General features: G+C 70.3%; 13 protein-coding genes. 8 read left to right on the forward strand and 5 right to left on the reverse strand.

Annotated elements, in window-relative coordinates; genetic code table 11:
* Positions 1–217 precede the first annotated feature (217 nt).
* From ACFV9J_RS06205 to ACFV9J_RS06215, 3 genes are read right to left on the reverse strand one after another with little or no spacing between them, the layout of a single operon-like run.
* Positions 218–1225 (reverse strand): VOC family protein, encoded by a 1008-nt coding sequence (locus ACFV9J_RS06205; RefSeq protein WP_385350563.1) that lies wholly within the window; start codon positions 1223–1225, stop codon positions 218–220.
* Complete coding sequence (locus tag ACFV9J_RS06210; RefSeq protein WP_385350566.1) at positions 1222–2085, reverse strand: alpha/beta fold hydrolase; 864 nt, start codon at positions 2083–2085, stop codon at positions 1222–1224. The genes ACFV9J_RS06205 and ACFV9J_RS06210 overlap by 4 nt, the downstream gene beginning before the upstream one ends.
* Before the next feature lie 8 nt (positions 2086–2093).
* Complete coding sequence (locus ACFV9J_RS06215) at positions 2094–3695, reverse strand: bifunctional 3-(3-hydroxy-phenyl)propionate/3-hydroxycinnamic acid hydroxylase (protein ID WP_385350568.1); 1602 nt, start codon at positions 3693–3695, stop codon at positions 2094–2096.
* Between the two features lie 135 nt (positions 3696–3830).
* Here ACFV9J_RS06215 and ACFV9J_RS06220 point away from each other — a divergent pair, with 135 nt between their 5' ends.
* The 4 genes from ACFV9J_RS06220 (at position 3831) to ACFV9J_RS06235 (ending at position 7599) form a co-directional block, all read left to right on the forward strand.
* Positions 3831–4463, forward strand: a complete 633-nt coding sequence (locus ACFV9J_RS06220) for a TetR/AcrR family transcriptional regulator (RefSeq protein WP_385350571.1) — start codon at positions 3831–3833, stop codon at positions 4461–4463.
* Positions 4460–4783: a hypothetical protein gene (locus tag ACFV9J_RS06225; protein WP_385350574.1), complete on the forward strand. Its 324-nt coding sequence runs from the start codon at positions 4460–4462 to the stop codon at positions 4781–4783. Before ACFV9J_RS06220 ends, ACFV9J_RS06225 begins: the two co-directional genes overlap by 4 nt.
* A 194-nt stretch (positions 4784–4977) precedes the next feature.
* On the forward strand, positions 4978–6027 hold the full coding sequence (locus tag ACFV9J_RS06230) for an amidohydrolase family protein (RefSeq protein WP_385350578.1): 1050 nt from the start codon (positions 4978–4980) through the stop codon (positions 6025–6027).
* Positions 6028–6039: 12 nt separating this feature from the next.
* Positions 6040–7599: an MFS transporter gene (locus tag ACFV9J_RS06235; protein ID WP_385350581.1), complete on the forward strand. Its 1560-nt coding sequence runs from the start codon at positions 6040–6042 to the stop codon at positions 7597–7599.
* 51 nt (positions 7600–7650) lie between these two features.
* On the opposite strand, the gene ACFV9J_RS06240 is transcribed toward ACFV9J_RS06235, so the two are convergent.
* On the reverse strand, positions 7651–10119 hold the full coding sequence (locus ACFV9J_RS06240) for a SpoIIE family protein phosphatase (protein WP_385350584.1): 2469 nt from the start codon (positions 10117–10119) through the stop codon (positions 7651–7653).
* A gap of 156 nt (positions 10120–10275) precedes the next feature.
* Entirely contained in the window at positions 10276–10935 is a 660-nt protein-coding gene (locus ACFV9J_RS06245; protein WP_385350585.1) for a TetR/AcrR family transcriptional regulator, read from the reverse strand.
* 104 nt (positions 10936–11039) lie between these two features.
* On the opposite strand from ACFV9J_RS06245, the gene ACFV9J_RS06250 reads away from it, so the two are divergent.
* The 4 genes from ACFV9J_RS06250 to ACFV9J_RS06265 are packed head-to-tail and all read left to right on the forward strand — an operon-like array spanning position 11040 to position 14610.
* Positions 11040–11948 carry a VOC family protein gene (locus ACFV9J_RS06250; RefSeq protein WP_385350587.1) on the forward strand — a complete coding sequence of 303 codons (909 nt, stop codon included), beginning with the start codon at positions 11040–11042 and terminating at the stop codon, positions 11946–11948.
* Between the two features lie 46 nt (positions 11949–11994).
* Positions 11995–12537, forward strand: coding sequence for a flavin reductase family protein (locus ACFV9J_RS06255; RefSeq protein ID WP_385350589.1), 543 nt, complete (start codon positions 11995–11997; stop codon positions 12535–12537).
* On the forward strand, positions 12534–13391 hold the full coding sequence (locus ACFV9J_RS06260; RefSeq protein ID WP_385350592.1) for an alpha/beta fold hydrolase: 858 nt from the start codon (positions 12534–12536) through the stop codon (positions 13389–13391). Before ACFV9J_RS06255 ends, ACFV9J_RS06260 begins: the two co-directional genes overlap by 4 nt.
* Before the next feature lie 37 nt (positions 13392–13428).
* Positions 13429–14610 (forward strand): acyl-CoA dehydrogenase family protein, encoded by a 1182-nt coding sequence (locus ACFV9J_RS06265; RefSeq protein ID WP_385350596.1) that lies wholly within the window; start codon positions 13429–13431, stop codon positions 14608–14610.
* Positions 14611–14686 lie beyond the last annotated feature (76 nt).

Below are 14686 nucleotides of genomic sequence, written 5' to 3' on the forward strand. Positions count from 1 at the left end.
CGAGCGTGCGAGGCAGTCGTTGCGCGGCGCTCGCGGCAGGCCCGTGGGGGCGCTCGGCTGGCGGAGGCCCGCTACCGGGCCTGGAGGGCGGGACGGACACGAGTTGGGGTCCTCTCGCAAGGTGGTTGGTCACTCACTCACGGAACCGCGGTCCTCCGGGATTGCCGGGCCCGAGCGAGTACGGTCACCCGCCGGGCTGCGGAGTGACCGTCCCGGGTCAGTCGTCGGGGATGCCGGCGCCGCTGAGGGCGGGGACGGTTCTCTCCGGCCGGACGAGGGAACGGGCGCCGAGCCGGAACTGGTCGAGCTTGTCGACGATCGTCTGGCCGACGGGCCTGTGGCCCCAGATGCTGATGCCCTGGTGGGTGGAGGGCTCCCAGGTGCTCTCGTCGATGACGACGGGGTCCCAGCCGACCTCCCACTCGAAGCCCGAGGGGGTGCGGGCGTAGTAGGAGAGTTCCTTGTCGTTGGTGTGCTGGCCCACCGACAGGGCCATGTCGAAGCCGAGTTCGTGCACGCGCTCGTAGCTCTGTGCCAGGTCGTCCAGGCTGTCGGTCTGGATGTTGAGGTGCTGGACGCGGGTGCGGATCGGGTCGATCGGCAGGCCGCGGACGGCGGCGATCGCGATGGAGTGGTGGCGTTCGTTGACGCGCAGGAAGCGGATCTTGAGCTTGACGCCGCTGATCGTCTCGTCGATGTAGTCGGTCAGGCGGGCGTCAAAGACCGTGTTGTAGTAGCCGCGCATCAGGGTGGGTTTGGCGGAGGTGATCGCGACATGGCCCATGCCCGAGTCGCCGGTGACCCAGCCGGAGGAGAGCATCCGCAGCGGCTCGGGCGAGAGGACCGGGGTGGTGTAGATCTCCTGCACGATGCCCTTAGGGCCGGGGATGCACAGCATGCGTTCCACGCCGCGCAGGGCCGCCTCCTCGTCGGAGCTCCGTACGACGGGGACACCGTGGGCTCGGATACGGGCCTCGATCTGCTCGAAGGAGGCGTGGTCGTCGACGTGCCAGCCGATCGCCACCACGTCCTCGGCGGGACCGCGCCGGATCAGGAAGCGGCACTCGTGCTCGTCGAGGCGGAAGCGCATCAGGTCACGGGAGACGTCGTCGTGGTGCATGCCGATGGCGTCGGTGCCGAACCGGCGCCAGTCGGCGAAGCGGTTGGACTCGATGACGATGTAGCCGAGGTGGACGGAGCCGAAGACCGTGGGCGTGGTGTTCATCGGCGGCCTGCCAGGAAGTCGGCGCAGAGCCGGTTGAACAGGTCGGCGCGCTCCCACTGGACCCAGTGTCCCGTGTTGGCGACCTCGTACAGGTCGCAGTTGGGCATGCGCTCGGCCAGCATCCGGCCACCCGAGGGCCGGTTGACCTTGTCCGCGGCACCCCACAGCACCAGGGTGGGCACGGCCAGCCGGTTCAGGCGCTTGTCGCGGGTGAGGTCCATCTTCCACAGCGCGCGCAGCGACTTCGGGCGCCTGAGCGGCGGGTCGGCGACGACCTCGGGGTCGAGGCTGTCCCGGTAGCGCGCGTCGATGATCGAGTCGGGTATGTGGGCGGCGTTGAAGACGAGGTAGTCGCGGATGAACTTCTCCAGCTTCTGCCGTGAGGGCCCTTCCCCCGTGTAGTAGTTCAGGAGGCTGTTCAGGCCCGGCGTGGGCAGCGCGCGGGTGGTGCCAATGCCGCCGGGGCCCATGAGCACCATGCGGTCGACCCGCTGGGGGGTGTCCAGCGCGAGGCGCAGGGCGCAGGCACCACCGTAGGAGTTGCCGACAAAGTGAGCGTTTTCCAGGTCGAGTTGGTCGAGCACGCCGCGGATCCCGACGGCCAGGGCACCGAAGGGGTCGGTGGGATCGATGCCCTTGCTGCTGCGGCCGTAGCCAGGCAGGTCGGGCACGATGACCCGGAACTCCTTGGCCAGCTCCGCGATGTTGCGACTGTAGTTGGAAGCGCCGGAAGCGCCGGGACCGCCGCCGTGCAGCAGCAGGACGGGCGCTCCCTGTCCCACCTCGGCGACGAAGATCTTCTTGCCGTCGACGTCGAGCAGACGCTCGTGCATCGCGGGGATTTCGGCGGCTGTGGTCATGGCGGTCCTCACTGAGTGGTGGTCGTGGCAGCCCGTGATGCTGGGGCGAATCCAGCGGGAGGCGGCGGGAGTTGTGCACCGGCAGGGGCGGCGGCGTAGATATAGGCGTCGGGACGCAGGGCAAGGGTGGCCACGCGCTGCTCGGCCAGCCAGGGCAGCAGAACGCCGTCGCTGTCGACGACCGCGCCCTCGGCGGGGCGCGAGCCCACCGGCAGAACGGCCAGCGACTCGACACCGAGGCGCTCCCACGCGTGCTGCGTGGTGGGCAGCCCTCGATGCAGCAGCAGCCAGCGGCCACCGAGCACGTCGTCCAGCCGTGCTCGTTCGCCGTCGGGCCCGGTCACCCAGGGCTGCGGAACCTGGCGCCCGGACGCCTTGGTGCGGGGGCGCGCCTGCAGACCGGCTTCGTAGCGGGCCACGGGGATCCAGTTCGAGTCCTGCAGCCAGTCGCCGAAGCCCGGTATGCGGTCCAGGGCGCGCAGGGCGCCATTGCGGACGCGGGCGACCGGGCGTCGGCGTTCAGTGATCATGCGGCCGACGAACACCGCGCGCTTGGTGACCTCTCTGACGTGCGGTTTGCGTTCGGTCTCGTAGCTGTCGAGGACGCTTTCGGGCAGTTCACCGTGGATGACGGAGTTCAGTTTCCAGCAGAGGTTGGCCACGTCCCGCACGCCGGCGGCCATGCCCTGGCCGATCCACGGCGGCATGGCGTGCGCGGCGTCACCGGCGAGGAAGACCCGGCCGACGCGGAAGCGTGAGGCGAAGCGGACGTGGTGGCTGTAGACGGTGGCGCGCAGGACCTTGATGCTGTCGCGGCCGATCCCGTACCGGGAGATCAACCGGTACACGGCGTCCTCGGTGACCAGCTGCGTCTCGTCGTCCCCGGGCAGCAGGGGGAACTCGTAGCGATGATGGTCCAGCGGGGTCGGGCAGTCGACGGCCGGGCGCGCCGGGTCGCAGTGGAAGCGCAGCTTGTCGTGGCCGGGCCAGGGCTTGAGCATCTTGGTGTCGATGACGATCCAGCGGTCCTCGTACGTCCGCCCCTCGTACCCGATGTTCAGCTGCGCGCGGGTGAGGCTGGAGCCGCCGTCGGCTGCGATCACGTAGGAGGCGCGCAGTCGGTGGACCGAGTCGTCGGCCGTGCCGACCACGGTCAGGTCCACCCCGTCGGCGTCCTGGCGCAGACGCAGACACTCGTGGCGCAAAAGGATCTTCACGTTCGGGTAGCGGTCGACACCGTCACGCAGGACCTGCTCCAGCGCCGGCTGGTAGATGAACATCTGGGGCGGGTGACCGTGGCCGCGCGGAATGGGGGCCGCGCTGAGGAACGTACGTCCCTGGGCGTCGACGAAGTCCACCGGCCGCTCGGTCAGCATGTCCTGCTTGAGGCGCTCGGCCAGGCCGATCCGCTGCCAGATGCGAACGACCTCCTCGTCGGTGGAGATGGCCCGTGCGCGCGTGAAGATCTCGGCGTCCCGCTCCAGGACGACGACGCGCAGCCCCATCGCACCCAGCAGGTTCGTCGCGGTCACGCCCGTGGGCCCGTAACCGATCACCGCCACGTCGTAGGCGCTGTCCTCGGTCTCTGCCCCGGCCCTGGTCTCGCTCATCAGGCCACCTCACTGTCGATCATGCGCGACTCTTGCTGTAGCATCCACTCCAATTGGAGCGAGTGCTACAGTAGCCTGGTCGCCGGATAGGGTCAAGCAGCCGGCGAGAAGCGCACACCAAGAGGGGCACCTGCCATGACGAAGCCGCAGACGACCCGCAAGAAGCGCGCCAACGGAGTGGAGTCACGGCAGCGCATCCTCGACGCCGCCGTGGAGATCGCGGGCGAGCGGGGGTACGAGGGCACGTCGATCGCGGCCGTCAGCGCCAAGTGCGGACTGCCCGCCAGCTCGATCTACTGGCACTTCAAGGACAAGGACGACTTGATCGCCGCGGTCATCGAGCGCAGCTTCGAAACGTGGCTCGCCGCTCTCGAGCTTCCGAGCGAAGAGGCGGGCACCCCGCTGGAACGGGTCACCGCCTTGGCGGGGAACGTGGCGAAGTCACTGATCGACGCCCCCGACTTCCTCCGCCTCGGTCTGATGCTCGCGCTGGAGCGGCGTCCCGCCGAACCCCGCGGCCGGACAGTGTTCCTCCAGGTCCGCGACATCGCCCGTACGAAGATCGCCGAGGTGGCCCGGACGCTCGTCCCGGACCTCGACGAGGAGTCCGTGCACGCCCTGACGACCTACGCCGTCGCGGGCGCCGACGGGCTGTTCGTCCAACGGGAGATCAACGGTGACGCCGTCGACCTCGTGGCGATGTTCGAACTGCACGCCCGACTGGTCTACGAGGCGGCGACACACATGGCGGCGAGGAGTACCTCATGAGGCCGGCGGCTGCCCGGCGACGCGGGGAAGCCGCCCGGCTGCCGCGCGAGGCCGAACGCCGCACAACACCGGCCGAACCGCCCTCCTCGGCGTGGCCCGATCTCGATCCCGCCGACGCCTATTCCTACGCCTACGCCATTCAGCAGGACAACGTCGTCCGCCGCCTGACCGCCGGGTCGACAGGGACCGGCCACAAGCTCGGCCTCACCTCGGCCCCGACGCGGGAACTGCTCGGCGTGTCCGACCCGGACTTCGGGCATCTGCTGGACGACATGGTCCAGCGCGACGGCGGGGACGATACGCGCCGGCCGTTCGCCTGAAGACCTTTCACCTAAAGCCCCCGGATCGCTTCTTCCCGTCGCCCAACGGCCCTGCGCCGACGCCGAGCTGGGCCTCTTCGCCGCCCCGGACGCCAATGGCCAGAGCGTCGGACGGGGCGGCGGCGCACGGCCGATGACCGGAAGGGCAGGACTTTCCCGCCGTACCCTCCCCAGACCGCATGAAAGGCCGCTTCATGTCCCCTTCGGCACAGCGCATCGACGTCCACCAGCATGTGGTGCCCGACTTCTACCGCGACGAGCTCGCCAGGGCCGGCATCGCCGACGCCGGCGGCCGCGCTCTTCCCGGCTGGAGCCCCGAGTCCGCCCTGGAACTGATGGACCTGCTCGGCACCACCACGTCGATCGTCTCCGTCTCCACGCCCGGCACCGGCTTCCTCACCGAACCCGCCGAGGCCGCCGACCTGGCCCGGCGCCTCAACGACCACTCCGCGACCCTGGTCTCCGACCACCCCGGCCGCTTCGGCTTCTTCGCCACCCTGCCCATGCCCGACACCGACGCCTCGACCACCGAGGCCGCGCGCGCACTGGACGACCTGCACGCCGACGGCGTCACCCTGCTCGCCAACAACCGGGGAACCTACCTGGGCGTGGACGGCCAGGACGCGCTGTGGCAGACGCTGAACGACCGCGGCGCGGTGGTCTTCGTCCACCCGGCCGAGCTGCCCGCTGCCCCGGTCGACGGCATTCCCGCCTTCGCCGCCGACTTCCTTCTGGACACCACCCGCGCCGCCTACCTCCTGGTCCGCAACGGCATCCCGCGTCGCTACCCGAACGTGCGGTTCATCCTGAGCCACGCCGGCGGCTTCGTGCCGTACTCCTCGCACCGCATGGCTCTCACCATCGCCAACGACACCGCGCACAGCCCGCTCGACGTACTGGACGACTTCCGCTCCTTCTACTTCGACACCGCCCTGTCCTCCAGCCCCGCCGCCCTGCCCACATTGCTCGCCTTCGCCCGCCCCGGGCACGTGCTCTTCGGCAGTGACTGGCCCTTCGCCCCCACTCCCGCAGGGCAGTACTTCGCGGGCGGTCTCGACAGCAACGTCGATGCGGGCACACTCAAGGCCGTCAACCGCACCAACGCCGAAGCGCTCTTCCCTCGTCTGGCCACTGCTCCCCCGACGCCGACCCAGGTCCCGCCGGCCCCGGTGCGCCTGCGTCACGCGGCGCAGCGCACCGGCGCACGCCTGGTCTTCAAACTCCTCCAGCCCGGCACCGACTGAGACAGGTTCGTCATGTCCGCCAGCCCCCGCCGCACGTCCGACAATCAGCCCGAAGACCGGCAGGATGCCGTCGCGACCGGCCGGGCCGGCCACAACGGCGTGCTCTTCGCCATGTGCCTGTCCCTGGTCCTCGTCGTTGCCTCCGTCTCCGCACTCAACCTCGCCCTGCCCGACCTCGCCATCGACCTGTCGGCCACCAACGGCTCGCTGACCTGGATCGCCGACGGCTACACCGTCGCCCTGGCCGCTCTCGTCCTCCCTCTCGGTGCCATCGGCGACCGCATCGGGCGCCGCAACGTCCTCATCGCGGGCACCGTCGTCTTCGGCATCGCCTCCCTGGCCGCTTCCTTCGCCGACTCCACCACCACGCTCATTGTCTGGCGAGTCGTCATGGGCCTGGGAGCTGCGATGATCATGCCGGGCACCCTGTCCACGATCACCGCTGCCTTCCCTCCCGAGCAGCGCGCCAAGGGCGTGGCCACCTGGTCCGGATTCGCCGCCGCCGGAGCCATCCTCGGCATGCTCGCCGCGGGTGCCCTACTGGAGTGGTTCTCATGGCGGTCGATCTTCATCACCAGTGCCGCGGTCGCCGTCGCGGCTGCGGTCACCGCCCTCCTGCTGGCGCCCAACACCAAGGACGAACACCCCTCCCCACCCGACGTGTCCGGGGCCGTCTGCACCGCGGTCGGGATCGGCACCCTGGTCTTCGCCATCATCGAAGGCAACGAGCAGGGCTGGACGGAGCCCGTCGTGATCGCCGCCCTCGTGGTCACGGTGCTGGCCTTCACCGCGTACGCCTGGCTCGGCCTGCGGCGTGAGCACCCCCTGCTCGATCCCGCCCTGTTCGGCATCCGCGGCTTCCGGGCGGGGGCGATCACCGTGCTCGTGCAGTTCATGGCAGTCTTCGGGTTCTTCTTCGTCGGCCTGCAGTACCTGCAGCTGATTCTCGGCTACAGCCCGCTCAAGGCCGCCGCCGCCCTCGTACCCGTCGCCGTCGTCGTCCTGCCCGTCTCCCAGGCCACCCCTCACCTGGTGCGACGGACCGGAATGAAGGCCACCATGACCGTCGGCCTGCTGCTGCTCAGCGCCGGCCTGTTCGTCATCTCCCGGCTCGATGCCGGCTCCGGTTACCTGCCGTTCCTCGGCGGACTCGTCCTGGCAGGCTTCGGCATCGGCCTGTCCGGAGCCGTGGGCACCTCTGCCATCACCGGCTCACTCGGCCGCGGCCAGCAGGGAGTCGCCTCCGCGATGAACGACACCACACGCGAGGTCGGCTCGGCCGTCGGCATCGCACTCATGGGGTCCGTCTACGGCAGCCACTACCGCTCCAGCCTGCCCGACTCCCTCGACCGGCTTCCCGCCGAGGCCGCCGAAGCCGCACGCGACTCCGCCGCGGCGGGGCTGCATGTCGCCGATCAGCTCGGTGCCGGGGGCTCGGCCCTGGCAGACGGTGTCAAGTCCGCCTTCATGGACGGCCTGTCGGCCTCGCTCGTCGCCGTCGGCGTCATCGTTCTCGCCGCCGCGATCGGCTGCCTGTTCCGCGCACCGAAGGCACCGCCGGGATCCGACTGAGGTCCGCGCTCGCCCGGAAGCGACCGAGGTGCCGGTGAACTCCGGCCGCGATCACGACAGCAGGCCGGGCACGCCGAGATCAGCGACGAGGGACTGTTCGGTCCAGATGGTCTTTCCGCTCCGGGCGTAGCGGCTGCCCCAGCGGGTGGTGAGCTGGGCGATCAGGAACAGACCTCGGCCGCCTTCGTCGGACCAACGGGCCCGGCGCAGCCGTGGCTGGGTGTTGCTGGGGTCGTGAACCTCGCAGACGAGCACGTTCTCTCGGATGAGGCGCAGGCCGATGGGACCGCCCGCGTAGCGGACGGCGTTGGTGACGAGTTCACTGACGACCAGCTCGGTGGTGAAGGACACCTCGTCCAGTCCCCACGCGGCCAGCTGCCCCGCCGCCGCCTGGCGGGCAGCGGCGACGGCGGACGGGTCTGCGGGGAATTCCCAGGTCGCAATGTTCGCCGGAGCGATGGCACGCGTGCGCGCCAGGAGCAGTGCCATATCATCGCGGGCCGGAGCATCGCCGAGGCTCCGGAGAAGCTCGTGTCCCACACCGTCCAGACCGCGGCCGGGGCCGGGGCCGGCGAACCGTGCGAGACAGTCGGTCAGCCGCCACAGACCGGCGTCGGGATCGTGGTCGTCGCGGTAGATGACGCCCTTGGTGTACACCGCGATGGTGCTGCCGGGTTCGAGGTCGAACGTGGTCGTCTCGAACGGCATCCCGCCCACACCGAGCAACGGTCCGGGTGACATCTCGACGGCTTCGACGGTGCCGTCGGGCCGGACCACGACGGGCGGTGGGTGTCCGGCACTGGCCAGGGTGCACTGGCAGGTGACGGGGTCGTAGACGGCGTACAGGCAGCTGGCGCCGACGGTGTCCCCCTGGTGGGGCGCCTCGTCCTGGAGCTGCTGGACGAGGTCGTCGAGGTGGGTGAGGAGTTCGTCCGGGTCCAGTTCCAGATCGGCCAGCGTGTCGACGGCCGTGCGCAGCCGGCCCATGGTGGCGGTGGCGGGCAGACCGTGTCCCGTGACGTCACCCGCGACGAGGGCGACGCGGAATGACGGGAGGGCGATGACGTCGTACCAGTCGCCGCCGATCTCCGCTCCGCCTCCCGCGGGCACGTAGCACCCCACGGTCTCCGCCGCGGGGGTGTCGGTGGTGGCCGCGGGGAGCAGGCGCTGCTGGAGGGCGACGGCCGCCCGGTGCTCGCGCGTGTAACGGCGGGCGTTGTCCACGCCGAGTGCGGCCCGGGACGCTATCTCCGTCAGCAGGTCGGCGTCCTCCTGGCCGAAGGGGGCGGGGCGGCGGGTGCGCCAGACGACGACGGTGCCGAGGACGAGGCCGCGGGCGAACAACGGAGCGGCGATCACCGAGTGGCCGTGCTCGGGGACGAACAGATGTGCCAGCTCGGCGTGCTCCTCGGCTGCGGCGATCACGCTGTCCAGGCCGGGCAGAAGGACGGTCTCACCCTGCCCGATTCTCTGGAGAAGCGGATGGTCCGGCAGCGCGGGCGGAACCGCGCCCGCGGCCGGGAGGCCGGTCGGCCAGCCTTCCCCCGGCGGGGCCGCGCCGATCCGGCGCAGATTCCACCGCCCCGGTCCGGACATCTTCGGAGGCTCGTCCCCCTCCAGCACGGCCTCGGACAGGGCCACCCAGGCCACGTCACCGAGGGCCGGAACGAGGACGTCCGCCAGCTCCTGCGCGGTGCGTGCCACGTCCAGCGTGGCCCCGATGCCCGCTCCGGCGTTGGTCAGAAGTTCCAGGCGCCGCTCGGCCCGGTACCCGTCCGTGATGTCGGCGTACGTCTGGCACGTGCCGAGGAGACGGCCGGTCGGGTCGGTCAGGCGGAACGTGGACAGCGACCACATCCGGTCGCTGTCCGGGTCGGGCGGGGGACTCCCGCGCACCGGAAGGTTGAGGACGGGCTCACCGGTTTCCCGCACCTGCCGCAGAACCCGGTCGACTGTTCCGGATTCGATGTGGGAGGTGTCCTCGCCGCCGTGCCGGCCGATGAGCTGGTTCCCGGCACGGGTGAGGACCTGCTCCGCCGCTCCGTTCAGCAGCCGGTACCGTAACTCGCCATCCATGATGGCGATGGGGGCGGGATGCTGCTCGAACAGGGCTCGCATCATCGCCCGGTCGATGTCCTCCCGCTCGATCCGCCGAGCGTCCTCTGCGGAGACCCACCATCCCGCTCGGCCCTCCCGGTCCATGAGCGGGCGCACGCGCAGTGCGACCCTCACCTGGTGCCCGTCACGGTGACGCAGGGCGAGCTCGCCGTCCCAGCTCTGGCCGGCCTCAGGCCGGTCACGCACGGCCAGCGCTGCTTCGCGGTCCCCACACCCGGTCAGCAGTTCCACCGCCGGTGTGCCGCAGATTTCCTTCGCCGGGTATCCGAGGAGGGCTTCCGCCTCAGCGCTCCACAGCTGGACGGTACCCACCCGGTCCACCCAGGCAGTGGCGGCATACGGCTCCGGCCGCGGGCCTTCCTCTCTCCCGCCGGCCCCCTCGGCGTTCACGGGTCCGCTCATCGGCATCAGCCCATCCCTGGCTCGCCCCCCGGCCATCATATGGAAAGCGGATATTCCGCACACCTTGCCCCGTGGGGCGAGGTCTCCGAGCATGCCTCGACGGATTCCTCCCGCACCGCACCCAGCGCCGGCCCGCCGTCACGACAGCAGCGGTCGTCACGGCGTCGTCTGCGCTCCGGCGACCTCCCGTGTTTCGCGGACGGCCCGCGCGACCTGGTGGTTCAGAGCGTCCGCCAGCATGTCCGACAGCCCCTGGAAGTCCCAGTCGTCGCCTGCCGCCGCGGCGATGAAGACTCCGTCGGAGGCGGCCAGCGCGAACTGTGCGAGACGGCGGGCCAGGCCCTCGTCCCGGGCGGTCACCTCGCCGGGGAGGACGTCGGTCCACCAACGAACCAGCACGTCCAGCATGCGGCGGCGAATCTCCAGGAAACGCTGTCGCGCCACCGAGTCGGCCATACGCCGCTCCAGTGACAGCAGCAGCCCCAGCCGCCAGAACCCATGACTGAAGTCGTCGGCGGTCAGACGGTCACGCATGAAGTCGATGAGCCGCCGATGCGAGGAGGGGCCCGAATCGCCGTCCCAACCGGTCTGCCGCGCCCATTCCTCGAAGCTCTGCTCGATGAGCGCCGCGAAGAGGCTGTCCTTGTTGTCGAAGTGCCAGTAGACGGAACCCGACGGCAGCCCGGACCGCTTGGTGACCAGCGCGATCGTGGTGCCTTCGTAGCCGCGCTCCGCCGCCAGTTCGAGGGTCGCCTCCAGGATGCGACGCCGGGTCTCTTCGCTCTGCCGGTGCTGCACGCCGGCCTTCTTCGCCATGACCCCTTGCTACCACACGCGTGCGGAGCTACCGTTTCGAGCACTCTAGAACGAGCAATCTAGATTAAGCGTTCGTCATCAAGCTCCTTGATCGGCAGGTCACCGTGATCCAGTCCCTCGCCTACCTGGGCATCACCACCCCCTCCTACGAGCAGTGGGCCACCTTCGGACCCGACATCCTGGGCCTCGAACTCGCCCCTCGACGTGACGACGGCACCGTCCTGCTGCGCATGGACGACGCCGCCTGGCGTCTCGCCCTGCACCCGGGCGAGAAGGACGACGTCGCGTACATCGGATGGAACGTTGCCGACGAGCGGACGGCCCGGGCGACGGCGAAGCGGCTGACCGATCACGACGTGGAGGTCACGGACGGCACACCGGAGCTGGCCGCCGAGCGTGCGGTGGAGAACCTGCTGTGGTTCACCGACCCGTTCGGTCTGCGGCACGAGCTGTCCTGGGGCCGCGACCACCGTCCCGCCACCTTCCGGCCCGGCCGGCCCCTCAGCGGCTTCAAGACCGGTGAGCAGGGCATGGGGCACATCGTGCTGCTCGTGCCGGACCTGGCCCGGGCCGACGCCTTCTTCAACGGTGTGCTCGGCTTCAAGCTGTCCGACCGGATCGTCATCGACGGCAAGCTGCAGATCCGCTTCTACCACGTCAACGGGCGCCACCACACGCTCGCCATCGGCGAAGTGCCCGGGGTGACCGGCTTGCAGCACCTGATGCTGGAGGTCGACTCCATCGACGACGTCGGCACCGCGCTGGACCTGTGCGAGCGCCACGAGGTACCGCTCGCGCTGACCCTGGGCCGCCACGTGAACGATCTGATGACCTCCTTCTACCTCCACACGCCGGCCGCCTTCCAGATCGAGTACGGCTGGGGCGGTATCGCGGTGGGCGACCTCACCTGGGAGTCGCGGACCTTCGACCGGTTCAGCATCTGGGGGCACCACCAGCCCGAGGCGTCCAAGGCACTGCCGCCCGCCCTCATCACCCGGATCGAGCAGGCGTGAGCCCCGTGCCGCGCGCGACACAGGAACCACCTGGAAAGGACCCGCGGTGACACTCGTCGATCACCACGACCCGGCAGCCTTCCGCAGTGTGCTCGGGCACTACCCCACCGGAGTCGCGGTCGTCACGGCCATGACGGGAGACGGTCCGGTCGGCATGGCCGTCGGCACCTTCACGTCCATCTCGCTGAGTCCGCCGCTGGTGGGCTTCTTCCCCGACCGCAACTCCTCGACCTGTGCGCGAATCCGCACCGCGGGCGCCTTCTGCGCCAACATCCTCGGCGAGGACCACCAGGACGTCTGCCGGGTCTTCGCCACCCGCGGCGTCGACCGCTTCGGCGCCGTCGACTGGGTGCCCGGACCGACCGGCTCCCCCGTACTGACCGACGCGATCGCCTGGGCCGACTGCGAGCTCGTGGACGACCATCCGGTCGGCGACCACCGGCTCGCCGTCGGGCGCGTCACCGCCCTCTCCCTGCACGACGACGAGCACGCCCAGCGTCCCCTCGTCTTCCATCGCGGCCGGTACGGAACCGCCACCACCGTGGCCGCCGCCCTCGCCCCCACACCCCTGGAAGGAGCCTGGCTGTGACAGCCACCGCCGCCCTCACCGAAGAGAGCACCAGCCGGACCGTCACCACCGAGGACTGGACCCTGCACTACAACGAAGCGGGCGAGGGTCATCCCGTTGTCTTCTTTCACGGCAGCGGCCCCGGCGCCACCGGCTGGAGCAACTTCTCCCCCAATATCCCGACCCTCGCCGAGCAGTACCGGGTGATCGCCGTCGACATGCCCGGCTGGGGCAAGTCGGACACCGTTTCCGGCGGGGAACGCGACCACGCCGCCGCGGCGGTTCAGCTCCTGGACGCTCTCGGCATCGAGAAGGCCGCCCTCGTCGGCAACTCCATGGGCGGCATGACCGCGCTGCGCCTGGCCGCCCTCCACCCAGACCGTGTCTCGCACGTCGTCACCATGGGCGCTCCGGCCGGCAGGGGCGGCCCTGGCCTGTTCGGCCCCGGTGACGGTCCCAGTGAGGGACTCAAGATCCTCATCCGCGGTTACGCCGACCCGTCCGAGGCCACCATGGCTGAGCTGGTCGACGTCATGACCTTCCGCCCCGGCCCGGACCGCGAAGCACTCGCCCGCGCCCGGGCCGCTGCCGCGCGGTCACGGCCCGACCACCTGAAGAACTTCCTGGAGCACCTTCAGCGGACCAGGCAGGTCGGCAGCTCGGCCACCGACGCGGAGATCTCCCGGATCACCGCGCCCAGCCTGATCGTCCACGGCCGCGACGACCGGGTGGTGCACTTCGAGAACTCCCTGCGCCTGGTCTCCACGATCCGCGACTCCCGCCTGGTGCTCTTCAACCGCTGCGGTCACTGGGCCCAACTGGAGCACGCCGCCGAATTCAACCGGCTGGTTGCCGAGTTCATCGCCCACCACTGATCACCACCGACAACCCCAGGAACAAGGACTTCACTCCATGCACGAGGTGAACGAACGCGTCGAGGAACTCGCCGCGCAGTTCGAGCAGCAGGCCGTCCAGGACGACGACGCCGGCCGGCTGACGGACGAGACCGCCGCGCTGATGCGCTCCGCCGGTGTCGTACGGCTGCTGCAGCCGCGCGAGTTCGGCGGCTACGAGGCAACGCCCGGTGAGTTCTACCGGACGGTGATGGCACTGGCCGCCCGCAATCCGGCCGCCGGCTGGGTGGGCGGCGTGGTCGGCATCCACCCCTGGGAGCTGGCCTTCTCCGACCCGAGGCTGCAGCGGGAGCTCTGGGGAGACTACGGCGAGAAGGCGGACACCTGGATCTCCTCGCCGTACGCGCCCAACGGCCGGGCCCGGAAGGTGGACGGCGGCTTCCTTTTCTCCGGACGCTGGCCCTTCGGCTCCGGCAGCGACCACTGCAACTGGGCCGTCCTGGGCGGCATCGTCACCGACGACGCAGGCAACATCAGCATGCCTCCGGACATGTGGCACTTCGTCCTGCCCCGCGCGGACTACGACATCCTGCAGGACAGCTGGCAAGTCGTCGGCCTCGCCGGCACCGGCAGCAAGGACATCGTCGTCGAAAACGCCTTCGTCCCGGACCACCGCACCCTGGACGCCCATGAGGTCGGCGAAGGCATCCTCGCCGAGCGCAACCGGCCCGGGAACCCGCTATACGCGATGCCGTTCGGCGTCATGTTCTCCAGCGCCATCAGCGCCGCCACCCTCGGCATCGCCGAGGGAGCACTCGCCGCCTTCCTGACTTACACCCGCCAGCGCATCACCATCGTCGGCAGCCGTGCCGCCGAGGACCCGCACCAGCTCACCGGCCTGGGCGAAGCCGCCGCCGACCTGGACGCCAGCCGCACCCACCTGCTGGCCACCATGGACCGGATGTACGAGGACGTCCTCGCGGGCCGGGCCATCAGTCTCGAGACCCGGGCCGAGGCCCGCCGCAACCAGGTCCGCGCCTCCCGCCGCGCCACCGACGCCGTCGACACACTCTTCCGCAGCGCCGGCGGCGGCTCCCTCCGCCTTGACCAGCCCCTCCAGCGCCACTGGCGCGACGTCCACGCGGCGATGAACCACCTGTGCAACGTCGCCGACAGCATCTACGAAGGCTGGTCCCGTGACCAGTTCGGCCTGCCGGCCGGCGTACGCGTCCTGGTCTGACCCTCCCCTGAGCACTCCTGCCGCGACCTACCGCACCGGTGGCGGCAGGAGTCCTGACACGACCCCGGTCCCACCT

The organism is Streptomyces sp. NPDC059906 (genome assembly GCF_042730645.1).
GTDB lineage: Bacteria > Actinomycetota > Actinomycetes > Streptomycetales > Streptomycetaceae > Streptomyces > Streptomyces rubrogriseus.